Below are 24,218 nucleotides of genomic sequence, written 5' to 3' on the forward strand. Positions count from 1 at the left end.
CCATCATGAACTTTGTTGAAGCATCACTTAAATACAAACAGGTAACACTCTCTGTACTACTACTCTTATTTGCCGTCGGCGTAAACTCACTCCTCCATATGCCCCGGCGTGAAGATCCCAGGATCACCGTTAGGCAGGGTCTGGTAATTGCCTACTACCCTGGAGCCAACTCAACGCAAGTAGAAGACCAGGTTACGAAAAAGCTGGAGCAATATCTCTTCCAGTTTGAAGAGGTACGGAAGGATAAAACCTACTCTACCACGCAGGACGGCATGGTGGTCATCAACGTCGAACTCGGCGAAAAGGTACATGACCCCGACGTGTTCTGGAGCAAGCTGCGTCATCAACTGCTGCTGGCCCGGCAAATAGATCTACCGGCCGGTGTCAAAGGCCCAATAGTAAACTCCGATTTCGGAGATACCGAAGCCCTCGTCATCGGAATAGAAAGCAACACGGCTACCTACTCCCAGCTGAAAACCTATGCGGAAAAAGTGGAAGATTATATCAGGAGTGTTAAGTCCGTTTCCAAAATAAAGCTATTAGGCGAACAAAAAGAACAGATTCAGGTAACCTCCGGATCAGAAAAACTGTCTCAATATGGGGTAAGCCTGCAGCAGGTCGTTAACGTACTGCAATCGCAAAATACGATCCGTGCCACCGGTGATGTAAAAACAGAAAACAGCAATACACCGCTATACACACGCGGATATTACAACACGGAACAGGAAATACGCAACCAGATTGTCGGCACTTCCAAATCAGGAGCCGTATTACGTCTGGGAGACCTGGCTACTGTAAAAAGAGCCTATGCGGAGCCTACGTCTAAAACCACTGTTAATGGCAATAAGGCGCTGATCCTTACTGTCCAGATGTTAGAGGGAAACAATATCGTAAAGTTTGGTGAAGCGGTGAATGCTAAGCTTGCCGAAGCCTCCAGCTTCCTTCCTTCAGACGTTCAGCTCACCACCATCGTCAACCAGCCTCAGCTGGTAAACGAAAATATATCCCATTTCATACGCGAGTTTTTTCTTGCCATCGTAGCGGTGGTGGTCGTGGTTATTCTCCTGCTCCCCTTCCGCATTGCCACTGTCGCCGCTATGGCTATACCGATGACTGTTGCCATTACTTTCGCGCTGATGCAGGCTTTCGGCATAGACCTTCATCAGGTTTCGCTGGCAGCGCTCATTGTCGTCCTGGGGATGGTTGTTGATGACGCCATCGTTATTGCCGATAACTATGTGGAGTTGCTGGATGAGGGTATCGACCGCTGGACTGCAGCCTGGCGCAGCGCAACTGATCTTTTAATCCCTGTACTTGCCGCTACCGTTACCATTATCGCCGCGTTCCTTCCCATGGTCTTGCTAACTGGCGCCGTGGGTGAATTCATACATGCTCTACCGCTTACCGTTGCCATTGCCCTTGCCTCATCATTCCTTGTCGCCATGGTACTCACTCCCCTCTTATGCTACGTGTTTATCAAAAAAGGCCTTCATGACCATAGTGAATCAAGAGAGGCGAAGAAAAAAGCATCTCTTCTCGATAAAATGCAAAAGGCCTATAATGCAGCACTTGACTGGTGCGCCAGGCGTCCTAAGTTCACGATAGCGATGAGTATGCTCACCATACCGCTGGCCGGACTGCTTTACTTCGGAGCTATAAAACAGAAGTTCTTTCCAGCCGCGGAGCGGAATCAGTTTGTAGTGGAGCTATGGATGCCTACCGGTACAAAACTGGAGAAAACGGAACAGGCCATTATGAAAGCGCAACATCTGATAGAAAAAGATGAACGCGTAACGTCTTTCGCTACCTTCACAGGCACCAGCGCTCCCCGGTTCTATTACAATTTTTCGCCAGAAGTACCGGTGAGTAATTATGCGCAGATCCTGATCAATACCACCACAGCCGAAACAACAGAATCATTGTCAGCAGAACTTCAACCCCTTATCGAACGGCTTATTCCCGAAGGTATGCCGCAGGTGAAGCTGATGCAGCAAGGTCAGCCTTTGAAAGCGCCTGTAGAAGTGCGCATCGCCGGTGACGACCTCAACACACTCAAGAAGCTGGGTAACCAGGTTCAGGAAATCCTTGGAAGGGCTCATGGAAGCGCACTGGTACGAAGTGATTTTCGTGAAGACTATTACGGCATCGGTATCAATCTCCGGAATGAAGCCGGACGGCTCGGTTTCACTACCGAGAGCATATCCAAAATGGTATACACGGGCTTTTCTGGAGCCCCGGTTTCCACCATGTACGAAGGCAATAACCCGGTCGACATCGTATTACGTCTCGATGAAGATGAACGCCGGAATTTTACAGACCTCCAAAACATCTATCTGGAATCACCGGTAACCGGAGCCCGCATGCCTTTAAGACAAATAGCGGATATAAGCCCGGAATGGCAGACCGGAAAACTAATGAGAAGAAACGGTGTAAGAACGCTCACTGTTCAAAGTGAAACCCATCCAAACGTACTTCCATCAGAGCTGCTGAATAGTGTAAAGACTGAAATCAGCAATATTTCACTTCCGCCCGGATATCATATAGAGTATGGAGGTGAATTTGCAAACAAACAGGAAACCTTCAGTCAGATGATGGTGGTTCTCTTCGTCAGCCTGATACTGATCTTCTTCATTCTGCTATTCCAGTTCAGAAATCTAAAAGAAGCCGGCATTGTTATGCTAACCATACCCTTGAGTTTATTCGGTGCATTGTTCGGTCTTTTCATAACAGGCAATAATTTCGGATTTACCGCTTTTGTCGGGCTCATCAGCCTCTCGGGGATCGTAGTCCGAAACGCCATCATTCTCATCGACCACACAAACGAACTGTTGCGTACAGGTCTTGACATCCGCAACGCAGCCATATTATCCGGAAAACGCCGGCTCCGTCCAATATTCCTTACTGCCATGGCTGCGGCCATTGGGGTTCTCCCGATGATTATCTCCGGCTCCCCGATGTGGAGTCCATTGGCCAGCGTTATCGCCGTTGGAGTGGTGTGGAGCATGATCATGGCACTGCTGACAGTTCCAGTGATGTACATCAGCTGGATAAAACCACAGGACAAGGAAAATGCAATCCGTCTGAAAAAGGAAGAACAACATGAAAAGTAAGCATATCATATATCTTATAACAGCCCTTCTTCTGGTCCTTCTTGGGGGGAGACCAGCACTGGCGCAGCAGCAGACCCTCAGCCTTCAGCAAGCAATTGACGCTGCTCTGGAAAATAATCACCTGCTTAAAGCCCGCTCACTGCAAATTGAAGAGAAGAAAGCAAAAACGAAAGAAGACATGATCAAAAAGTATCCGGCCATTACGTTGAACTCCACATGGCAGTACAATGCCAACGTCGGCGAACTTGTCATCCCACAGGGCTCCTTCGGTGCGTTGCCCCTTGGTGCAAACACAGTCATTCAACTTCCGGACGCGAATAAGTCTTTTGAGCTCGGCAAGCACCACAACTTTAATGCAGGTGCCACTATTTACCAGCCACTAACACAGCAAGCAAAGATTAAAACAGGTATCGAGTTAAGTAAAACGGAAGTTCGCATCGCTGAACAGGAAAAGAGGAAAGCCGCTCAACAAATCGAACAAGCAGTAGAGAAACTTTTTTTCGGCATGCTCATAAACAGCAAGAAAACTGACGAGGCTAAAGCAAAACTTGAGCTATCAACGCTTAAGCTGTATGATGTCGAAAGTGCTCTCCTATCGGGAAAAACCATCAATCTCAGCAGGGAAGGTCTGCAGGCCAGCATTGCAGATGAGGAGCAGGAACTGCTGAAACTAACCATCCAGCGTGAAGATTATGCTGCCGATCTCAAGCGCCTTACCGGGTTGGAGGTGAGCCTTTTCAGCCTGGATTCCGTTGAACTGAATATGGCTGAACCCAAGGCTGCGTCTGAATATCAGTTCCCGGCACATTCCGGGGGCGCTGATCTTCAATTAGCGGGTCTCAACGTGAGCAAAACCCGACTCGCCATAAAAGCCGCAAAACAGAGCTATCTGCCTGACGTAGGTATCATAGCCGGATATACCTATCAGCAGGGTAATATTTTATATCCGAGCAACAATCCTTTTGCCGGGCTGAACTTTAAATGGAACATTCAGGACCTCTTCGCCAACAAACAAGTCCTCAACCAGCGTTCTTTACAACTTCAACAGGCGAAAGAAAATGAAGCCCATGCCTTGGAACAGCTGAACGCAGATATAGAAAAAGCAGTAAGGAAGATCCATCAGGCTGAATCCCTCATTCACGCGGCACAGAAGGTATTAAACTTCAGAGCTCAGGAACTCAACATTCAGCTCGATAAACGAGCCGCCGGCTTAAATGTTCCTGCCGATGTCCTGAGCGCCCGGTCTACCGTTGCAAAGGCAGAAGCAGACCTGTATGCTGCCCAGCTCAATTACCGGCTTGCGCAGTCAGCGCTTAACCTGCTCACCGAAGGAGATATTCTGCGTTAAGGCAAATCAAAACGGCTTACCATGTGTCATGGACACTAAAGCAGGAACAGCGGAGGGGACAGACCTCATGGTGCTCAGCACGAGTTCAGAAAGCATCGGTTTTCCAAACAAGCGCTGTATACCCCTGCCCACCTTCAACCGAAAAGCGAATTCGCGATGCCAGCTCCGGGTGTACTCCTGTTCCAGCTGTACCCTGATCGTCTCGTCAATCCCTTCCTTACACAAATTAATAATATGTCCGGATAAGATCTTCGCAGAACGGATGGCCATGGCCATACCATTGCCACAAAGAGGGGCAATCATCCCCGCCGTATCACCACACATCAGGATGTGCCGATCCACGAGCGACTTCCTTTCAAAGGCCACTTCGTTAATACTTTCCGGCCTTTCCCATACAAACTCCGCTTTTTCAAACAACCTCTTCAATGCCGGGTTCTTCATCAGAACTTCCTGTTCCATCGCCGGTATTGAACCGTAGGTTCGAAGATGCCGGTTTTCGGTCAGATAGCACAGACAAAAAAGATCTTCCTCGATCTTGTTGAAGCCACAATACCCGCCATCAAAATTGTCTAAATGGATAGTATCAGGTAAAAAGTCGCCCCTGACAAAATATTTCACCCCCATATACGGACTTCGTTTGTAGAAAAACCCGCGCATCAGCCGCTGGTCTAGATTTGACCGCTTCCCGAAAGAACCAATGACAATGTCTGCTTCCAGCTCGCTTCCGCCAATGTTTATCTCAAACACTTTCCCACCATACCAAACATCGTTAACCTTCGCACTTTCAATAAAATGAACTCCTTCTTCTAAAGCTTTCTTATACAAAGAATAGTCAAGCTTAAACCGGCTCAGCCCAAAACCGCCCAGGTTAAGTGGGCAACTCAGCGTCCGTCCGCTCACAGAGCTCAGCATAAGCTTACTGATACTAGAAGCACCCAACTCTTCCGGTTCAACACCCAACTTCCTGAAAAACGGAAGAACCTCATTGCTTACATACTCGCCGCACACCTTATGAAACGGATAAGCTTTACGTTCAACCAACGTGACCGAAAAACCTGCCCGGCTTAACAATATAGCATTGGTCAGCCCTGCCAAACCGCCTCCAACGATACATATAGACGGTTTCTTTTTCATTTGAAAATGATTACCTGCCATCTGAACGCCCACATCCATTTGATGGTAAAATGCGTAAAACCTGCCCGCAGGATCAGATTCTCCAGCTCATTCCGCTTGAAGCTGCGCAATACGGATATCTTACTATCATGCTTAACCATAGGCGACCGGGAGAACAGCGCAGTCAATACCCCTATCGCATGATAGGCAAACCAATGCCTGTGCAAATCATTGATAATCACTGCTTTCTTGGCAGCATAAACCATCTTTCTGATAAGAAGAATCCACTGATCGTCGTCAAAATGATGGGTGAACAAACTACTCACTACGACATCGAACTCACCCTGGCGGAATTCATTCTTCAGCACATCGGCACAGCTGAAATACATATTTTTAAAGACCCTGTTTCGCTCCCTGGCGAACGCTATTGCCGCTGGTGTAGCATCAATACCAATCAGCCGGATATCCAAGCCCCTGCCTTTAAAATACCTTTCCAAAACCCTTAAGCTATCGCCGCCACCACAACCCCAGTCGCATACGGAGTCACCATTCTCCAATTCCACCCGCCTGAAGGCATCATAAAACACGCTAAAGCCACCCAGAAGCTTGTTAATAACCTCCAGCTCCTTCAGCACCGGGTCGAGCTCCTCATGGTCGAGGGCAAAATTATCCATAATTTCGACCTCCCTGCTTCGCTTACTAAAATCAGGCATAGCTCAATACCATGCTTTCAAAGGTTAAACCAGGACCAAAAGCGAAGCTCAGAATCTGCTGGTCCCGCTTTTCCGTCTTTAGCTTTCGGCCCAACTCGTCCAATACAAAGAGAACTGTTGCGGAAGACATATTACCAAAATCACGCAACACCTTGTAGGCGTGGGCATTCTGATCAGTACTTAAACCAAACACTTCATCACATACCTCGAGTATTCTTCTCCCGCCAGGATGGATGGCAAATTGGCCGATATCGTCAAACGCCACGTTCGCTTTCTTCAGCAGCTTGTCCGCGACGTCCCTGATACCCGACTTGATTTGCTTGGCAACCTGGTTGGTGAGCTGCATTTCATAACCAAAGTCGCCAATCTTCCAGGCCATTTCATTTCTCGCCTTGGTGATTACCTCCGTATAAAATGACTTTATCCTGAACAGCTTTACGTCTGTTGCATCTTCATGCTGCACCAGAACAGCAGATGCTCCGTCGGCAAAAAGGGAATTTGCCAGCCAGTTATCCAGCGTGTTTTCCTTCTGAAAATGGAGCGTACAAAGCTCAACATCTACAATCAGCACTTTGGCGTCCGGTTCGGCCCTGCAGATATAATCCGCCACCTTCAGCGCATTAAAAGCGCCATAGCAGCCCATAAAGTTGATACAGGTGCGTTCTACATGAGGGTTAAGATGCAGGTTTTCTACGATCTCAATATCCAGCCCGGGAGCGTACATACCCGTACAGCTGACGGTTATCAGATGGGTGATTTCCTGAGGGTTAAAGGATATCGAACCCAGACATTTGTCGATAGCCCGGAGACAGAGATTAAGCGCTGTATTTTCGTAAAGGTCGCTCCTTTTAGAGGTCGTCGGAAACGGCATTAACCCATCCTCATTGCCGAAGAACGCGTAATCCCCTCTTTCTTTCCCAAAATCATCAATCACCGAATGCCTGTAATCGATTCCCGAGACCTGGTATAACTTTTCCAGGCGCCGCGAATTATGGTCATCCAACTCATGTGCATCGATCATGAACCGGAGTATCCGTTCCTGACGAAATTTGTTTACCGGATTACTGGTGCCTATGGCCGAAATGATGCTGTTCATCTGCAATTGTTTTTTTAAATTTATCTACACAGTCAGACTCATGGCAGAATTACCTATCCGGTCAACCTTAACGCATCTGCGCCTTCCCTTCTCATTGCTGCTACTTCCTGTGTATCTGTTTGCCCTGGGCGAGGCTCCTAATCCTAACACTTTCCATGCCCTGGTAGTTTTTATCGTTCTGCATTTATTCGTCTACCCGGCCAGTAACGGGTTCAACAGCTTCTTTGATAAGGACGAAGGCAGTATCGGCTTCTTAAAGTACCCGCCAAAAGTCAGCAGCCATCTTTTCTACACCTCCATCGTACTGGAGTGGACCGCTGTGCTGCTTTCCTTGCTGGTGAGCATAGAATTTGCCGTTTGCGTCATCATCTATAATTCCTTCTCAAAGGCCTATAGCCACCCTTCGGTTAGAATCAAAAAATATCCTTTACTGAGCTTCCTTATCGTTTTTTTATTTCAGGGGCTTTTCATTTACTACAGCTGCTACCGGGCCCTGGCACCGGAGGATACCCCAACAACAGCTACTGTGTGGATAGCGGGGCTCGTTTGTTCGTGCCTGGTCGGGGCATCGTACCCGTTGACCCAGATTTATCAGTATGACGAAGATGCCAGACGGGGCGACCGTACGTTGAGCATGATGCTGGGTATTCGTGGTTCGTTTGTATTCTCGGGTATTCTCTTCTTGCTGGGGAGTGCCCTACTGTACTACTACTGGTTCAGCTGCCAATTGCCGGAGTATTTCAGCATCTATCTGATCTGCCTGACACCGGCGATAGTTTATTTTCTCTATTGGTTTTACACTTGCACTAAAAATCCTGCGAAGGCCTCGTTCGGCAGAGCAACCGCTATGACGCTGATCAGCGGCCTGTTCATGCTGGTCTATTTCAGCTGGCTTTTACTTTTGCACTAAACGCAAAAAAGGCTGGTGCGCAACGGACGTTGCACAACCAGCCACTTCATTTATCTCAGGGTTTATTTTTTAACGATTTTATAGCTGCCTGTCTGCGTATAGGTTTTGCCAAACATGTCGGTGGCTTTCACCTCGATGGTATGGTCACCCGCAGGCAGATTGAAAGGTATTGGCGCCTTCCAAAGGTGCTTCGACTGTGCAGGAGCACTCGGACGCTTTCCAGACAGGACGGTTTCGGTATGATCAAACTTGTGCAGTATATCCAGGAAGACGGGGTCATGCTCCTCTACATGAGTCATCTTCTTCCACTTACCATTGTCTACACGAACAAGCACTTCGTCTTGCCCTGATCCCATAAAGAAATTAGCATAAATGGCGGCTGAAGTTTTTTTATCGTGCTCTATAACTTTCGGTGCAGAAATTTCAATCTGATAATCCTTCGTTCTCCCGGCAACTTTATAATCGACATCATACTGGTTGCCAGCGAAGTTGATAAACGCATAACCCTTTGGCGTACCGTCGCTCATCGTGGATACCGGAACGCCCAGCTCATTAAGCTCTCCGGAGTACCAGTTACCGGAAGTTGTACCAACATTATAATGATGATGCGCTTTTTCCTGCTTCCATCCATCCTTACTGGTAAAGAACAGCTGCTTCTGGTTATGGGTATGTGCAGACAGCGACAGCGTATGCGGAAAATCTGCCAGTAAGTCAAACAACGCTATTCTATCCTGCTCCCTGAACCCTTCGTCGTTTCCGGCCTCTCCTATAGGAATGTGGAATGCCAGAACAACGAGTTTATTCTTATCAACGTGCTTCAGGTCATTGGCAACAAACTCAAGCTGATCTTTTCTGAGTCCGCCCCAATACGATTTTCCATCTCTCGGATCTGGATATAAAATATCATCCAACACAATGAAATGCACATTGCCGTAATTGAACGCATAGTTTGCCGGACCGAAATGCGCTTCATAAGATTCATCAGATAATTCGTCTTCTGTTACGTCAAAATTAATATCGTGATTTCCCATCAGGTTGTACCAGGGAATACCTATTTTCTTAACCGCTTTTGTATAGGGGCTGAAAAGATCCGGATCATTTCCGACCAAGTCACCCATACTCAGGCCAAATGCTACATTTTTGATATTTGCTACCTCAGAAACAATGCCTTTATCAAAATAATCGACCTCCTGAAGGGTATAAGGCTGTGGATCGCCGAAAACAAGCGCGGTAAAGCTGGGATCTTCATTTGCCGGAGTAAGCGGAAAATCTACCGACCTGGGCAGGGCTCCTGTAGGGGCCACCCCCTTATATTTTAATGCAGGCGAGCCGGCAGGTTTGTGATTATAAAAGAACTGGGGCAGATTATCTTCGTTGACCGGCACCTTATATCCGGAGGGTTTAATAACAGATATGATCTGGTCATTACTGACCGGCAGTTCATAGTAGCCCTTTTTATCCGTCAGTACCACTTCCCTGCCGTTTGTAACGGCTACAGCAGCTATGCCTTTTTCATTTTTTTCTTGTTTACGATTTGAATTGACGTCGGCATAAACGTAACCTTTCACTGTGTTCTGTGCCTGCAGACCTGCTGACAGTAAGATCCCTGCAGTAACTAAATAAATTCTTCTCATATATAAATTTGTATAAGCGCATAATAAGTGTCGCGCTTCTGCCAGCGAAATTAGCCTCCTAATGTTTCGATAACATTAAGAAATACTTAAGCTTAAATCACTTCCGCACAGGCAGCATATTCATACGTTTCCCCTTCAGTACCGAGAGGTTATCTTCGCGGGAGCTTTCCGGTCGATGCCGTCGTCCCGGATCTTCGCGGCTTTGCGATAACGGGGCGGGGGATTTTTTTGCTTTCCGCTTCATCCTGGCAGCCAGTGTCGCCAGGATCTCGTTGCCCGAATAAGCCATCAAGAAGCGGCCGATCCGCTCCTCCGGCAGGGGGTTCGGATCGGTCAGGGGGATAACCTCCTCCGACTGCCAGGCACCGATCAGGGCGCAGGGACTGAACTGCAGGTTGTTCAGCAGCATATCTTCCCCGTCAAAGCCGTTTGAGCCGTACAGGGAGACGGACATGCTCAGCAGCAGCATACAGCCCGCCGGCACCTCGCCATCCAGGGCTACCGTTTGCGGTGCCGACTGCTTTCCCCGCCGGTATTCCAGCTCACGGTGGCCGATATATTCGTAGTAATTCTCGCGGAAGTTGAAACCGATCAGCAAAAAGCGTAGCTGCATCCTATAGCCCTTGGTTCTCAGTCTCTCCGGAAGCCGCAGGTCGCGCTTCATGTCCAGCGCAGGAAGCTGAACCTGCACACGCCCCGATTCGTCCCGGGCGACTTCCGCACGCAGCCTCAGCACGTCCTGCAGAGGGCTGTTCCGGTTAAACTCCAACCCAACCAGATGGCTCAGATCGCCGTCATGCAGGTCCCGCCGGCACCTTAGCGTTCCGGAGCTGCCCCGGATGCTGGCAGACACCGCCGAGGTGGCGCGACCAACGGCCCTTCCGTCGTAATAACGGATAACAGGAGCAAAAGCATGGCGGAGGCAGGCTGCCGTCGAGCTGATCAATCCGAATTCCGACGAGCTTTCGATGCTCGCCGCGGTCTGCTTAAACTTCCTGGGTTTGCTCTGGATAATATTCTTGCCCCAGGCCCGGCGGAATACAGAGGGCCCTACTACCCCTCTGATATATCCTTTACTATCGATAATTGCCATTCTGATCGGGTTTAGTTATTGATCGTTTGAAGAGTAAAACTAATCGCTTAGAGGGAACGAAACAAGCTTTCAACCAACTTATTTTCAAATAGTTGACTTGGATAACAAAGACCTGCCAAACACCGGTTAACAAAGGCGAAATGCGGAAATAGTTTGGATTTACCCGATATAATGTTTAAAACTCCCGGCCTATGAAAACAGCACCAAACAAAGAACATACCATCACGAGTCCATGTTTTGATCAGTAAACATGGACTCGTGATGGAGTTATTATGGAAATAAAATGGCGGTAATCCTTACTTGTCTTTACGATGATAGCATCAAAGGGTGAGTAAGTACGAAACTCAGCAGGTAATATTCAGGAAGATGACTTGGATTGCTTAGTTCTGAGAAACGGAAACTTTAACTTTCTCAGGCTCTGGAAGGCTATAAAGCTCTCTTTCAAGCTTTACATATTCATAATTAAGGGCAACATAATCTTTGTATTTCAACGCCTGCTCAAAGTTCATATCAAGATCGCCATACATTTTGCAGGTATGAGATACGTCAATCAGTTCTATATTTATCTCTTCAAGGCGCTGAATAATAGCTTTCCGTTTCTTCTTTTCCACGAAAGAAGGCCGGATAAAGTTAATCAACCGCTGAAGAAAACTGATATTTTTCAAAATCAAGAGTAATAAAAGTTTGACTGATAATATTCTGGTTGCCCTTCTCCTTTATACCCGGGAACCCGTAAAAAGGTTCTGTGTATTTTACATATTTCGTGAAATTATGAGAAAAAATCGCAAATACATCATAATCTATCTAGCAAGATGTAACAAAATAAAAAAACCGGACAAGAATTAACTTACCCGGTTTTTTTATTTACTTATAGAAAACAAGCAGCGATTATTGGTCTTCTTTAATGACTATCAAACCTTTCGTCCATCGAACAATGGATTTAAGCATATCGTCTGCCGCTTTCATCGATATATCATTTGCCTTAAATCTGCTTTCATCGTCAATGAACTGAGTGAACATCGGGATATTAACTTGCTCTGACAAGGGCACAACCTTCATAGTAATCAGATCGCGCTTGAGGTCATTTGTTGCCCGCGTTCCTCCGGAAATACCGCCGTAACTGACCAAACCGGCAGCCTTATAAGCCCACTCGTGAACGAGGTATTCTATAGCATTGCGCAACGCCGCGGGATAACCATGATCATACTCGGCAGTCACAAAAATGAAAGCATCGGCCTCCTCGATTTTTGCTGACCACTGTTTGGTATGTTCATGTTCGTACTGTTTCATCACCGGGTGCCTGGGCTCATTCATTACGGGGAGGTTTATTTCTCCGAGGTCGAGAACTTCCACATCGAAGTTTCCGCTATTTTTTGCCAGCTCTGCGATCCAACTTGCTACAACCGGACCTTTTCTGCCAGGTCTTACCGTTGAATTTATGATTTTCAATTTGTACATCCTTACCTATTTAGCTTGTCCGAACTCACCGTCGGCCTGTATCCATACCTCATCACTGATCATCGGCGCCGGGAACTTGGAGCCTATCGCGAAGTCTGAACGCTTAATGGTTCCGGTTACCTGAATTCCCGCAACTTCTGCATTATTAGCTGCCGGGTTTTTGCCGATACCTCTGAACAGCATATCCATCGTGACCGGTTTGGTTACACCATGAAGGCTTAAGTCGCCGGTAACTTTAAATTTATCCTTCCCTGCAGATTTTATCGAGGTGCTTTTAAATGTTAGCTTCGGGTATTGGGCCGCATCAAAAAAATCAGCGCTTTTCAGGTGGTTGTCTCTCATCTCTACCGCTGTGTTGATGGAATTTACGTCTGCCTCCAGTGTGATCACTGCATCTGACATGTCGGGTTTTGAATAAGATACGGTAGCATTAAACTTGTTGAAAGCACCACTTATATCAGAAATGCCCAGATGGGTCACCTTAAACCCGAGGCGGGAGTGCATAGGATCAGATTTCCAGCTGATTTGAGCGAAACTTGTCGCAGAGGCTGCTATCATAAATAGCAGCAGGATCATTTTTTTCATTGCTTTTGTTTTTATTATTTGAAAGATATTAAATGACACATATTTAAAATTACTGAGGGCAGCTCGACCTGCTTTTTTCTTCATAACTTGTGTAAAGCTATAATCTTCTACCTCCCGAGTGAAGCGCAAATCAAAACATGACCTGCAGAAGACTTGTCGTTATAGCTAATACATGTTTAAACATATACACAGCGTATAAGGAAAAATTGGTCAATAATGTTTTACTTCGCTATTGGTATATTCTTTTAAAGACAAAATGCAGACAATTGAGACAGGCAACAACATCCGACATGATTAGAAGACTACTGAGATGGATCCTGATGATATGCCTGACAGCTGTTGCCATAGGCTGCATGGTGGGTATTTTTCTCCTGTTGTTATCGTCTGCAACGGCCATACGCTTTCGCTACGAATGGCTGCTTTATCTCCTCCCCCTGGCCGGTCTGGGAATACATCTCATTTACAAATCAATAGGCCGGTCTTCAGAAAAGGGAAATATACTCATCATCGATGAAATACATAAGCCGGGAGCCGGTGTTCCATCACAAATGGCACCCATCATCATACTGACCACGGTCATTACACATCTTTTCGGAGGTTCTGCAGGACGAGAGGGTACAGCCGTACAAGTCGGCGGAAGCGTGTCTGCTGCATTTTGCAAGCTGTTTAAATTACCTGATAATGAGAAGCATATCCTGTTGACGGCCGGGATAGCAGCCGGTTTTGGCGCGGTGTTTGGCACTCCACTTACCGGAGCCATCTTTGCTGTAGAAGTGCTGACATTCAAGCGGCTCAAGATAAATCTCCTTTTACCCGCTTTACTCGCCAGCCTGACGGCCGACCGGACAGTATCTATGCTAGGAATCTCTCATACGCACTATCAGATGGGGCAGCTTCCGGCCTTCGAAGGTATGGATGAGCTTTATCTTATGGCGAAGGTGATGATAGCGTCGGTAGCGTTTGGATTTACCAGCTATGGTTTTATACTATTCTCAAAGACCGTTAAGCAGGTTAGCCTGAAAATGGTTCCGCGACAATGGATGATTCCTGTAGCAGGCGGCGCAGCCATCATATTGCTATCCATATTGAACGGAAAACCCGATTATCTGGGTCTTGGCGTTGAAGCGCAATATCCCGGTGCAGTAACTATACCTTCCAGCTTCGCAACCGGGGGTGCAGATACCTGGAGCTGGCTGTGGAAAACGATCTATACAGGCATAACCCTTGGAACGGGATTTAAAGGAGGCGAGGTTACCCCTTTATTTTTTATCGGCTCGACTTTAGGTAACACCCTCTCGGGCTTATTGGACGCTCCGGCGGGACTTTTCGCCGCCCTCGGCTTTCTGGCTGTTTTTTCAGGAGCGACAAACACCCCTGTGGCATGCACCATCATGGGTGCTGAGCTCTTTGGACCTGATTATATATTCTATTTTGCTATAGCATGCTTCATCGCCTACCTGAGCAGTGGTGATTCTGGTATATACATGAAAGACGAAAAGGATTCTAAGGGGTCTGAAGCTGGCAGGAGAAAATATCTGGCACGAAAATCTTCCAGATATATCTGGTTTAAAGGGGAATAACTGACCAATGGCTAATCCTCGGTCATGCTTAGCGGCAGGCGGAACCAAAAAATGGAGCCCTTTTCTTCTTCGCTCTCAACTCCCATTTTTCCATGGTGTTGTTCGATAATCTGGTTGGAGATATAAAGTCCGAGACCCAGTCCCTGGTAAGATTCCCGCACGCTGTTTACACGATAAAAGCGACTGAACAGATTCTTGATCTCAAACGTAGATATCCCTATACCAAAGTCCTTTACGTAAATGGTCACCATGTCGTCTACGATAGCTGTACGTACGACGAGCTTGTTGCTACCAGGCGAATACTTAATCCCATTGGTCACCAGGTTGACGAGCACCTGACTAATACGCGTGCGGTCGCCACGAACCGGGATGTTCTGGTCAAGCACTAATTCGATCTCATGGGTTTGATGTACACTACCCAGGCTTTCGGCAACTTCAGACACGAGATCATTGAGCTGAAAAGTCTCTTTTTTCAGATACATGATGCCCGACTGCAGCTTGGTTACATCGAGCAGGTCGAAGATCATACCGATAATCCGGTTGATCTGTTTGTCCATCTTACTAACCAGCTGAATGGTGTTTGGATTATTTTCGGCCTTAAGTCGCATTTCAAGAACCTGTGTGTAAGCTTTGAGGCTGGTTAGCGGGGTCTTTAGTTCATGAGAGGCGATGCCGAGGAAATCGCCCATCTCCTGCTCGTGGTTGATACGGCTGGTTACATCCTTGAAATTCATGACAATAGCCTGGATGGATTTGTTATGGAGATGGTTGGCAATGGCATTTTCGACCCAGATAAAACTGCCGTCTGCCTTTTTCAAGCGGTGCTGTATGGTAACTGCCGAACCGGCATGCGACGCCACTTTGAAATAGTGCTCTTTAACGGTGGTGAGGTCGTCATCTTGTATCAGCTCCCAGACCGATATTCGCTCCAGTTCCTCCTCCCGATAGCCGGTAATCCGTTGAACAGCCTGATTATGATAATGGATCGACCCAGTCAGCTTGATGAGCATAAAAGCCTCTGAGCTTTCTTCAATAAGCGTCTTGAAGCGCTTTTCTTTCAGTAGTCCTTCATTCGTTTGTTTAATATAAGAATCGATGATGTAGATGATAAAAGCATTTTCCAGAATGAACAAGAGCAGCTTCAGGAATGGCGAAAGAGACCAGTCAAGTTGCCCGTCTCGTATCAGAAGCGAACTGAACGAAACGATGACGGAAACGACCAGGGCAAAGATTGCGGGCCCCCTACCTAAAAACCGGAGCACCAGAATGATGACACCAGTAAACAAGAGTAAGGAGGTCGTATCATTCTGAACGCCAAGAATGACAGCTTCCAGGTAGGCTGCACCCAGGATTAAGATCAAGCTGATAACATATTTCCATACGGCTTTATTGTCCATATCAATACCCGAGAATAGTTAGAAAAAGCGCTGGAGCGCAGAATTGGCTTGTTCCTTCTAATGTATATAAAAAAAGCGAGATCCCACTGTGAACAGCAGGATCTCGCTTCAAAAACTTATATTTCGGGTTAGCCTATACGCCTAAAGCGCTTTCAGCATGATCTATATTACTTTCGGCTGAGTTCTTGGTGGACTTAACGGCATTCATGCCCTTTTCGGCCAAGTCACTCGTTTTTTCTTTAGAAAGATCATATATATCTTTAAACCATCCAGCAATTCCATCCCGGTTTTCTTCGCCTTTATCTGGAGAAAATAAAAGACCTACGACAGCCCCCACGGCAACTCCTGCCAGCAATGCAGCTACTATTTTTGATTGATTATTCATAGACAATACATTAATTTATCATTCCGAATTGTAAGTATAACAAAAAGAATGCTGAAGTGTTGAGGGCTTTTGGAAGATTGAGCTGAAGTTTTTTTTAAATTACTAGGAATCAATTATTTCAATATCTATCTCAGGAAGTACTCCTTCTCTGGCAGGCATCCACCATTTCAAAGACAGATTTCTTACCAAATTCGCCGTGTAGCTGGTCGCGGAAAAGTTTTGCCTGGAAGTGCCGCCTTTAATCATTCCACGTTCTTTCAAGTTCTATCGCTTTAGGGAACAAGATATTATTTTCAAGATGAATGTGCTGATGAAGGTCGCTTTCAAACTCCTGGAACATCTTGTACAATATGCGGTATGAGGTACATGCGTCATGAGGTATGCTGAAGCCATTCGTTACTGTCCGGATCTCTGACATATCTTCTCCTGCATGCTCATGCTCAGCTTCCATCATCTGGATCGGATGGGATACCTCACCAAATGGTGCCTGAGGCAGGGCGGCGCCTTCTCTTTTCGCTGTTACGAGCTGCTTAATGTAGGGAAAAAGAACTTTTTCTTCCTTAAGTAAGTGTGCGCTCAGATCGGCAGCCACGCCTGCGAATGCATGGGCGGCAGCTACGACTTCGGGGTGCGACTCCCCGTGAACGCGTGCCACCTTCGCGGAAATCTCGGACAGGAACGGAAGGGTCTCTTTGACGTATTTATGATGAGTGGAAACAATAAAGTCGGATAAAAAGTCAAGTTCCCAGCTTTGATAGTTCTGAGAAGGATTTCCCTGATCGCCGTCCGTCGCTGCCAGCTGTTGCTTCACTTCTGCAATATCGATCCCTTTCTTGTTACACACTTCGCTTACTGTTTTCTTTCCGCCGCAACAAAAGTCTATGCCAAACTTTTTAAAAACCTGAGCCTTGCGGTAATCTTTAGCTACAATCTCTCCGATCGTAACTTCCTGCTCTTCGGGAGCCGTCCGCTCGATCTTGACTTGCCAGTTATCGGGACCACTTGCCAGATACTCCCATTTGAAGATATTTCCGCGTTCGGCAATTAGTTGATAGTAAAGAGGCTTCGGGTCGTGATCAATGGAAATGATAAATCCCTCTCCCGCTTCTAGCGAATCGAACTGTTCGAAAATGATAGGATGTCTGAAACGAGGTTCGATTTCTGTAACATTAAGTGTGGTGATCGTTTTCATTTTGCTTATAGTTTAATAGAAGACAAATATATCTTTTATTCATCTGGGATTAAATGACCTTGGTCATAATCTACTATTGGCGCCACCCGGTTACTTCTACCTTCCCAACTGTTTAAGCCCTTCCGGAGTGATGTTCTCATACGTCCATTGCGGTTCCCAAACCAACTGCACATCGACCTGTGCGCCCGGGAAATCTGCTTCTATACGGTTCTGCACGGATTTCAAAATCGCCTTGCCCATGGGGCAGTGTGATGATGACAACGTCATCTGTACGCTGATTATGCCGCTTTCCGGCCGGGCATCTATATGATAGATGAGGCCCATATCGACGACATTTATCTGCAACTCGGGGTCAAGTACCGTTCTGAGTGATTCGGTAATTTGAAGCGCTCTAAATGCGGATTTGTTGGTGATGCTAAATTCTTTCATAGTTTGGCAGTCGGTTTATGAGTGATCAAAAGGATTACATTTCCGAGATATGAAAATGCGGCGATGACTATACTGACGGCACCGGCGGTCATCAGGAGATTATTCGAAAGCAGAAACCCCGCGAAGAAAGAAATACAAAAGATCAGGTAGGCAAAGTACTGAAGCTTCAGCAGCCAGGCATTGTAGAGGTCTGCCGGCATGGGGATTCTGGCTTTACCGCTGAGGTGTTCGTATTTCTTTACCCAGATAATGAACGGTAAGGTCTTGAAAGTTTGGCCCATAATAAGAGCAGTGATCCAGCCCATGAAGATCAGCATTCCATAGAGCGTGGATAATTTGACTGACCAGGCGCTTTGCTTAACGGCAAGATGGATAATGACCGGAAGCATCAAAACGGAAACTGAAAGAAACACGATTGACAGGACGGTCTTCAGGATAGGTATGTCGAGCTTTTTTTTGAGCCTGGACCGGAAACACTTCATCACATAAAGGAAATAGAAGGCCAGGCCACACAGCATCATTAAAACGATCAAATGCGTATTCAAATGGAGTCCATGGGTATATCCGTCGGCCATAAAAAGAAGAAGCGAGATATTTATCAGGCCAAAGCACCAGGAGAGCAGGTTGGAAGGCTGATTTCTCGATACGAGGAACATCGGTATCAGCTTGGCACTTACACCGATGATCAGCATCAGGAACCAGCCCGCTATGCCCATATGCGCATGCAGACGAAGAAAGTGAAGGTGGTCTTCAGGCAAGAATGCATATTGAAAGTTGAATACCATTAAAGTGCCCAGAATCGCGGTAGCAGCAAGCCAAATGCAGGATGTTAAAATAAAATCTTTAGGTGCAGAAGCGATCGCACTCCTGGCTGCTGTTTTAAAAATGATTACACAGAAAAGAAGGATGGACAGGGTAAGCAGAACTCCCCCGGCCTGCATGTGAATGCCCGGATCGAATACCCAGAAAGAATAAACGAGACAAAAAAGACCTGGCAAGAATAAAGCGAATACGATCCAGGGCAACTTGTTGCTGTACAAATCGCATTCGAGCAGCACCGGAAGTAGCTGATAACATGCCCCGAAGATGACCATCGTACCCCAGCCCAGAGCGGCAAGGTGCGTTATCGCAAGGGTACCGGGCGCGAAATAATGGGCGGGAAAATTTCCGCTCAAGACGAATAGAAGCACCGCAAGCATGGCCAGGCATATTCCTGAAATGAGGTAATGCGCGATTATTAAACGGTACGTGCCCGGGGTGTTTTTAGGCAGCGGATTCACGGCTTGTAAATAATGAGGTTCATCCTTCCATCTTCCGTAGATTGTGTACTGTGTTCATATCCTCTCTCCTGAAGATGGGGAAGCAGGTATACGGGCAGCTTCTTATGGTAAACAAATAAGGCTTCGTGATCCTGCATCTGCTGGAGGTTCTCCAGGATCAGGATCATGGGCTGGGGCATCTCGAGATCGCGGACATCTATCGTGCGCAAGTGGCCTGCATATTGTGATGACAGGCTTTCAAAATCTGCTTTGACTGGCCTTTCCCGGGTATTAGCCGACATCTTTTGAGGTGGGGCGGCATGGAGATCCTTCCTGAAATAGGTATGAACACTTCCACCCTCTTGCTCCACTTGGCAGACGTAGCCTTTAGCATGGAACATGTGTATGAGTGGAACAGGTTCAAATGGCGCGGTTAATTTAAGCGTTTGACCCTCGTGGAGGCTTTCAAGGCTTTGTAGGACAAGTTTGACAGGGTCCTGTTTTTGGGCTAATATCGGCCGTACGTCGAGTTCTAAGTGAAACGACCTGGAGAGCGGCGGGCCTTGCGGCAGGGGCTGATCCGCTTTTTCAGCCTGATCCTGCACAGCAAAACCTAACTGCTCCATAGCGTTCAGAAAGGCGGATATTTCACAACCAGCCATTTTGCAGGCGGATTCAATATTCACCATTTTGGCGAGGGTGTGCCGAAGAAGCGGATTTTTAAGCCTGGAGAAGTTGGGATTTAGCTCTATCAACTGCTCGATTACGGCATCGTTTTTTGCTTGTAAAAGTTCAGTGATGAGCGTTTTTCGGGTAATTACCATATCTGTTGGTTATGTATCCCAAAATTAGCAAATAAAAGATACTTTTATCTTTTATACAGACCCGGTGTGACGAGGATCATATTTAGGCTAAAATTGCCGGAAATATAAAAGGCTGCCCCGAGGGACAGCCTTTAAAGTATGAATAGAATTAAACTATGCTTCTTTATTCTTGATTTCAGTTACTTCGTTGCGAATCTCCTGAGCCAAGGTTTTGATTTCTTGCAATGCCTTGCGAACACGGGTTCCTGCAGCACCACTACCTTTGGTGTAAAATTTGTCAGCGTCAACTTCCATGGAAGCAACAAGCTCTTTCAATTTGGTGAATTTTTCCATAATAATATTCTTTTGCAGCAAATATATATTTTTCAAGGAAAAAACAACTGGAAATCCATTTTTATTGAACTTATTTTATGCCCCTGAATGCCTTCAGACCGCTTTTTAAGTAGCCGACATAGCTTTCTATGTTATAATCTGCCCCAATAGGATTTACGAGAACCTGCTCATCGGGGCTAAGCAATACATAAAAGGGTTGCGAATTGGCGTTGAAACGGCTCGTTTGGAAGTCGCTCCATTTGTTACCAATCGTTTTGATCTTCTTCCCTCTTGAGGACATAAACTGCTCGCTTTCAGGCAAGGCTGTCTTATCATCAACATATAGCTGGATGAGCACGTATTGATTACCGATGGTTTCAAGTACCCGCTTATCGGGCCAGACGGAGCTCTCCATCTTACGGCAGTTGACGCACGCATGGCCGGTGAAATCAATCAGTACCGGCTTATTGACCTTCTTTGCGTAAGCAAGGCCTTCCTGATAATCGAAGAATGCGGTAAGACCCAGAGGAGCCTCGAACAGATCGGTATATTTTTCGGGCTGCCCGCTTTCCGATGGAGCGCCCGCATGATGCTGGGCTCTGAGAGAAGAGGTATACAGATCGAAGTCTTGCGTATGTTGCGGTGGCAGAAATGCTGAAATAGAGCTCAGCGGTGCACCCCAGAGTCCGGGCACCATGTAGACGGTGAAAGACAACACAATGATCGCCAAAAACAGCCGTGGCACCGAAAGGAACTTGAGAGGAGAATCGTGGGAGAAGGTAAGCTTTCCGAGGAGATACAGACCCATCAGACCAAATATCACTATCCACAGGCTCAGGAATACTTCCCTGTCCAGCCATCCCCAATGATAAGCCAGGTCAACATTCGAAAGAAACTTGAGTGCGAGTGCGAGCTCCAGGAAGCCAAGAACGACCTTGACACTGTTAAGCCAGCCGCCTGATTTAGGCAGCGATTGCATGAGCGAAGGGAACATCGCGAACAGAGCGAAAGGGATAGCAAGTGCTAAAGAGAAGCCGAACATTCCTACTGCGGGCCCCAACAGCGCTCCCATGGTGGCTGCTTCTACCAGCAGGTAACCGATGATGGGACCGGTGCATGAGAAGGATACCAGGGCGAGCGTAGCGGCCATAAAGAATATTCCAACAAAACCCTTATTGTCTGATTTGGCATCCGCTTTATTCACCCATGATGAAGGGAGGGTCAGTTCAAAAGCGCCTAAAAATGAGGCTGCAAAGGCAACCAGCATCAAGAAGAACACAAAGTTAAACACTCCGTTGGTCGATAAGCTATTGAGCGCATCTGCGCCAAAGATTACGGTCACGATAAGTCCAAGTATCACGTATATGACGATGATAGAGAGTCCGTAGACCAGTGCTTTACTTACAGCTCCCGACTTACTGGACGCACTTTTGGTGAAGTAACTCACCGTTAGCGGCAGCATGGGGAAGATGCAGGGCATAATTAAGGCTGCAATTCCGCCCAGAAATCCGGCGATAAAGATGGCCCATAGCGAACGGTTATGATCCTGGCGGGTAACGGATGCACCGTCGACTACCGGCGCCGCGTTTGCTAAGCCCCTGTCGGCAGAGTCGGAAACTTGCTCAGTTGCTGGCACACCTGGGCTATCCACCGCAGTGGCTGGCTCTATATCGGTAAATTCGATATCGCTAAAGTCGATAGCTTCAGCGCTGTCCTGTGCCTGGACACGGGTGGCGAAAAGGGCTAAAAGAAATAAAAAAAGAACACTTAATTTTTTTAATCTCATCATGGGAAGGGGAAAACTATTTTACCGGAATACTGAAACTGACTTCATCTGGCGGAAGGCATTTTTCATCATTGCAGGCCATAAACTCCAGCGTCCCCTTTACAACAGGCTGTCCGGCTTTAATCTTTATCCTCTGCTGGAACACTACTGAGTTATCAAAGTAAGTAACGTTCATCTTGAAAGCCTTCTCATATTTTGTTACAGGCTTTGGCTCGATAGTTTTACCGACGAGCGAATATGTTTTTGAAGGCGAAAAGGAGAAGGAGGTAGCAACGGGACCACCGTCTGCAACATTTTGCGAGTAAATATGCCAGCCTTTGTCGAGCGTAGCTTTGATTAATACAACCGCTTCGGTACTGCTGATACGTTTTGACGCGTAAGACCATTTTACTGGTTCTAATACCTGTGCCTGGGTAACTCCTGCGATAAGTACGGTGAGGAAAACGAGAATATATTTTTTCATAGTTTCTATTCGGATTTTTGACAGGTCAAATATCCTGCTTTTAACTTTGCTATTAAAGTAATAAAGAAATAATGGCGCTTTTATTACGCTTGCCTAACAAAATGGACAGTTGTTGATGACGAAACTAGTTATTTTCTATATTCGTGCATGTAACATCGTTATGAATAAACCCTTGTCAGGGTGATAGCGAGTATTTATTCAACCTACTATAGACATTTGAGCGTATATGGATATCCGTCAGTTAAGAGAAGGTAATATAATCGTTGTTTATCCCAGAGCGAATCAGCAAGGCATTTTGGCTATCAGAGAAGTGCAGCGGGAGAGTATGATTTGCGATATGCTGAGCCCGCGGAAGGGCTATCAGTTCAGAATCAGGTTCAGTGAGATTAATCCGGTCAGACTGTCGGATGAATGGTTGGTTAAAGCCTCCTTCCGGCTGGACCCGAAAGAAAGCGGCAAATGGCTTTGTCCTCATGATCAGCTCGCGTTTCGTTTTTCGGGTCATGCGGGAGTATTTGGACAAGCTGAAGATCACCAGGTAGAATATCTGCACCAGCTGCAGAACACCTATCTTGAATTAACAGGAAAAAAGCTGCATATAACTTTAAACTAACATCTTATGAAAGAAGATACCCTTACGGAAACAAAGCAAACGGCGACTATTGAATACTGTCCGAAGTGTGGTTGGTTGTTAAGGTCGGCTTATATGGCGCAAGAGTTGCTGACCACTTTCTCGACCGATCTGGGGGGAGTCTTACTAAAGCCCTCTGCAACGAGCGGGACCTTTTCCATAAGCCTTGGAGAGGAAGTTATTTTCAACCGAAAGGATGAAGGACGTTTTCCGGAAATTAAAGAGCTTAAGCAACTGGTTCGCGACCGGGTAAACCCGGGTAAAAGCCTCGGACACTCTGACCGTTAGGTTCGGACAATATAAATTTCTTTAAACAAAATCCCTTGGAAAGTCTTGTTGTTTATATCATAATAAAAACAAGCACCTATGACACAACTTACAGGAAACACCGTTAAAGAACAGCTTGACGAGATTGAATATATCCAAAAAGCCCGAGAGCTGTCGTCCAGGATTGCAGATATCAAAATTGCAATGCTGTCAACTACAGAACCAGACGGCAGCATCGACAGCCGTCCTATGTACACCTTTAAAATCGAGGACGATGGCCTGATCTGGATGTTTGCAAGAAAAAGCTCACGAAAGACTACAGAGATCGGGCTGAACCCGAAAGTTATACTCAATTACAGTGACCCGGCCAACGACCTTTATGTTACGGTGAAGGGGACGGCCAGCGTCACCCAGGATCCTCTAAAGATTGATGAATTGTGGAATGACCGTTATAAAACGTGGTTCCCTTATGGCAAGAAAGATCCTGAACTATGTCTTTTACGCATACAACCGGAAAAGGCCGAGTACTGGGATACACCCGACCTTCTCCTGGCGCAGATCGTATCGCTGGTGAAAAACACCATTACGGGAAAGGCAAACGAAGAAGGCGAACATAAGGAAGTTGACTTTTAG

The 24,218-nt window shown here is 46.7% G+C and carries 25 protein-coding genes; 7 read left to right on the forward strand and 18 right to left on the reverse strand.

Translation table 11 applies throughout. The annotated features are described in order from the left end of the window. Positions 1-5 precede the first annotated feature (5 nt). Both ACKI5J_RS17255 and ACKI5J_RS17260 read left to right on the forward strand, forming a co-directional pair. Positions 6-3,110 (forward strand): efflux RND transporter permease subunit, encoded by a 3,105-nt coding sequence (locus ACKI5J_RS17255; protein WP_407430734.1) that lies wholly within the window; start codon positions 6-8, stop codon positions 3,108-3,110. Continuing rightward, positions 3,100-4,458, forward strand: coding sequence for a TolC family protein (locus ACKI5J_RS17260; RefSeq protein ID WP_407430735.1), 1,359 nt, complete (start codon positions 3,100-3,102; stop codon positions 4,456-4,458). The genes ACKI5J_RS17255 and ACKI5J_RS17260 overlap by 11 nt, the downstream gene beginning before the upstream one ends. Before the next feature lie 6 nt (positions 4,459-4,464). On the opposite strand, the gene ACKI5J_RS17265 is transcribed toward ACKI5J_RS17260, so the two are convergent. Genes ACKI5J_RS17265 through ACKI5J_RS17275 form a run of 3 tightly spaced genes read right to left on the reverse strand, consistent with a single transcriptional unit; the run spans position 4,465 to position 7,380 of the window. After that, the gene (locus ACKI5J_RS17265; RefSeq protein WP_407430736.1) at positions 4,465-5,592 is read right to left on the reverse strand and encodes an NAD(P)/FAD-dependent oxidoreductase; all 1,128 of its coding nucleotides are present in this window, start codon (positions 5,590-5,592) and stop codon (positions 4,465-4,467) included. Beyond that, positions 5,589-6,245, reverse strand: coding sequence for a methyltransferase domain-containing protein (locus ACKI5J_RS17270; protein WP_407430737.1), 657 nt, complete (start codon positions 6,243-6,245; stop codon positions 5,589-5,591). The genes ACKI5J_RS17265 and ACKI5J_RS17270 overlap by 4 nt, the downstream gene beginning before the upstream one ends. A gap of 31 nt (positions 6,246-6,276) precedes the next feature. Next, positions 6,277-7,380, reverse strand: a complete 1,104-nt coding sequence (locus ACKI5J_RS17275) for a type III polyketide synthase (protein ID WP_407430738.1) — start codon at positions 7,378-7,380, stop codon at positions 6,277-6,279. A 40-nt stretch (positions 7,381-7,420) separates the two neighbouring features. Here ACKI5J_RS17275 and ACKI5J_RS17280 point away from each other — a divergent pair, with 40 nt between their 5' ends. Continuing rightward, positions 7,421-8,290, forward strand: coding sequence for a UbiA family prenyltransferase (locus ACKI5J_RS17280; protein ID WP_407430739.1), 870 nt, complete (start codon positions 7,421-7,423; stop codon positions 8,288-8,290). Between the two features lie 62 nt (positions 8,291-8,352). Here the strand turns inward: ACKI5J_RS17280 and ACKI5J_RS17285 are convergent, their stop codons facing one another. The 5 genes from ACKI5J_RS17285 to ACKI5J_RS17305 all read right to left on the reverse strand — a co-directional run bounded on the left by ACKI5J_RS17285 (position 8,353) and on the right by ACKI5J_RS17305 (position 13,060). Then, positions 8,353-9,924, reverse strand: coding sequence for a calcineurin-like phosphoesterase C-terminal domain-containing protein (locus ACKI5J_RS17285; protein ID WP_407430740.1), 1,572 nt, complete (start codon positions 9,922-9,924; stop codon positions 8,353-8,355). A 97-nt stretch (positions 9,925-10,021) separates the two neighbouring features. Beyond that, positions 10,022-11,017, reverse strand: a complete 996-nt coding sequence (locus ACKI5J_RS17290) for a hypothetical protein (RefSeq protein ID WP_407430741.1) — start codon at positions 11,015-11,017, stop codon at positions 10,022-10,024. Between the two features lie 380 nt (positions 11,018-11,397). Next, complete coding sequence (locus tag ACKI5J_RS17295) at positions 11,398-11,682, reverse strand: hypothetical protein (RefSeq protein WP_407430742.1); 285 nt, start codon at positions 11,680-11,682, stop codon at positions 11,398-11,400. A gap of 223 nt (positions 11,683-11,905) precedes the next feature. Next, positions 11,906-12,475, reverse strand: coding sequence for an NADPH-dependent FMN reductase (locus tag ACKI5J_RS17300; protein WP_407430743.1), 570 nt, complete (start codon positions 12,473-12,475; stop codon positions 11,906-11,908). Between the two features lie 6 nt (positions 12,476-12,481). Continuing rightward, positions 12,482-13,060, reverse strand: coding sequence for a YceI family protein (locus ACKI5J_RS17305; RefSeq protein WP_407430744.1), 579 nt, complete (start codon positions 13,058-13,060; stop codon positions 12,482-12,484). A 290-nt stretch (positions 13,061-13,350) separates the two neighbouring features. Between ACKI5J_RS17305 and ACKI5J_RS17310 the strand changes: the two genes are divergently transcribed. Then, complete coding sequence (locus ACKI5J_RS17310) at positions 13,351-14,640, forward strand: chloride channel protein (protein WP_407430745.1); 1,290 nt, start codon at positions 13,351-13,353, stop codon at positions 14,638-14,640. An 11-nt stretch (positions 14,641-14,651) separates the two neighbouring features. Here the strand turns inward: ACKI5J_RS17310 and ACKI5J_RS17315 are convergent, their stop codons facing one another. The 10 genes from ACKI5J_RS17315 to ACKI5J_RS17360 all read right to left on the reverse strand — a co-directional run bounded on the left by ACKI5J_RS17315 (position 14,652) and on the right by ACKI5J_RS17360 (position 22,687). Further along, positions 14,652-16,037, reverse strand: a complete 1,386-nt coding sequence (locus ACKI5J_RS17315; RefSeq protein ID WP_407430746.1) for an ATP-binding protein — start codon at positions 16,035-16,037, stop codon at positions 14,652-14,654. Between the two features lie 133 nt (positions 16,038-16,170). Further along, entirely contained in the window at positions 16,171-16,422 is a 252-nt protein-coding gene (locus tag ACKI5J_RS17320; protein WP_407430747.1) for a YtxH domain-containing protein, read from the reverse strand. Positions 16,423-16,524: 102 nt separating this feature from the next. Continuing rightward, a complete protein-coding gene (locus ACKI5J_RS17325; protein ID WP_407430748.1) occupies positions 16,525-16,683 on the reverse strand; it encodes a hypothetical protein in 159 nt (52 codons plus the stop codon). Next, positions 16,661-17,614, reverse strand: coding sequence for an iron-sulfur cluster repair di-iron protein (ric, locus tag ACKI5J_RS17330; RefSeq protein WP_407430749.1), 954 nt, complete (start codon positions 17,612-17,614; stop codon positions 16,661-16,663). Before ric ends, ACKI5J_RS17325 begins: the two co-directional genes overlap by 23 nt. Positions 17,615-17,710: 96 nt before the next feature. Beyond that, on the reverse strand, positions 17,711-18,043 hold the full coding sequence (locus ACKI5J_RS17335; protein ID WP_407430750.1) for a metal-sulfur cluster assembly factor: 333 nt from the start codon (positions 18,041-18,043) through the stop codon (positions 17,711-17,713). After that, positions 18,040-19,323: a hypothetical protein gene (locus tag ACKI5J_RS17340; protein WP_407430751.1), complete on the reverse strand. Its 1,284-nt coding sequence runs from the start codon at positions 19,321-19,323 to the stop codon at positions 18,040-18,042. Before ACKI5J_RS17340 ends, ACKI5J_RS17335 begins: the two co-directional genes overlap by 4 nt. Beyond that, positions 19,320-20,126: a DUF2249 domain-containing protein gene (locus tag ACKI5J_RS17345; RefSeq protein ID WP_407430752.1), complete on the reverse strand. Its 807-nt coding sequence runs from the start codon at positions 20,124-20,126 to the stop codon at positions 19,320-19,322. Before ACKI5J_RS17345 ends, ACKI5J_RS17340 begins: the two co-directional genes overlap by 4 nt. 153 nt (positions 20,127-20,279) lie before the next feature. Then, complete coding sequence (locus ACKI5J_RS17350) at positions 20,280-20,459, reverse strand: histone H1 (protein WP_106292673.1); 180 nt, start codon at positions 20,457-20,459, stop codon at positions 20,280-20,282. Positions 20,460-20,529: 70 nt separating this feature from the next. Further along, positions 20,530-22,224 (reverse strand): protein-disulfide reductase DsbD family protein, encoded by a 1,695-nt coding sequence (locus tag ACKI5J_RS17355; RefSeq protein ID WP_407430866.1) that lies wholly within the window; start codon positions 22,222-22,224, stop codon positions 20,530-20,532. Positions 22,225-22,240: 16 nt separating this feature from the next. Continuing rightward, positions 22,241-22,687 carry a protein-disulfide reductase DsbD domain-containing protein gene (locus tag ACKI5J_RS17360; RefSeq protein ID WP_407430753.1) on the reverse strand — a complete coding sequence of 149 codons (447 nt, stop codon included), beginning with the start codon at positions 22,685-22,687 and terminating at the stop codon, positions 22,241-22,243. Positions 22,688-22,913: 226 nt separating this feature from the next. Between ACKI5J_RS17360 and ACKI5J_RS17365 the strand changes: the two genes are divergently transcribed. The 3 genes from ACKI5J_RS17365 (at position 22,914) to ACKI5J_RS17375 (ending at position 24,218) form a co-directional block, all read left to right on the forward strand. Continuing rightward, positions 22,914-23,300 carry a hypothetical protein gene (locus ACKI5J_RS17365; protein WP_407430754.1) on the forward strand — a complete coding sequence of 129 codons (387 nt, stop codon included), beginning with the start codon at positions 22,914-22,916 and terminating at the stop codon, positions 23,298-23,300. Between the two features lie 6 nt (positions 23,301-23,306). Then, entirely contained in the window at positions 23,307-23,606 is a 300-nt protein-coding gene (locus ACKI5J_RS17370; RefSeq protein WP_407430755.1) for a SelT/SelW/SelH family protein, read from the forward strand. Between the two features lie 78 nt (positions 23,607-23,684). Continuing rightward, positions 23,685-24,218, forward strand: coding sequence for a pyridoxamine 5'-phosphate oxidase family protein (locus ACKI5J_RS17375; RefSeq protein WP_407430756.1), 534 nt, complete (start codon positions 23,685-23,687; stop codon positions 24,216-24,218).

This window comes from Arcticibacter sp. (assembly GCF_045629565.1).
GTDB lineage: Bacteria > Bacteroidota > Bacteroidia > Sphingobacteriales > Sphingobacteriaceae > Arcticibacter.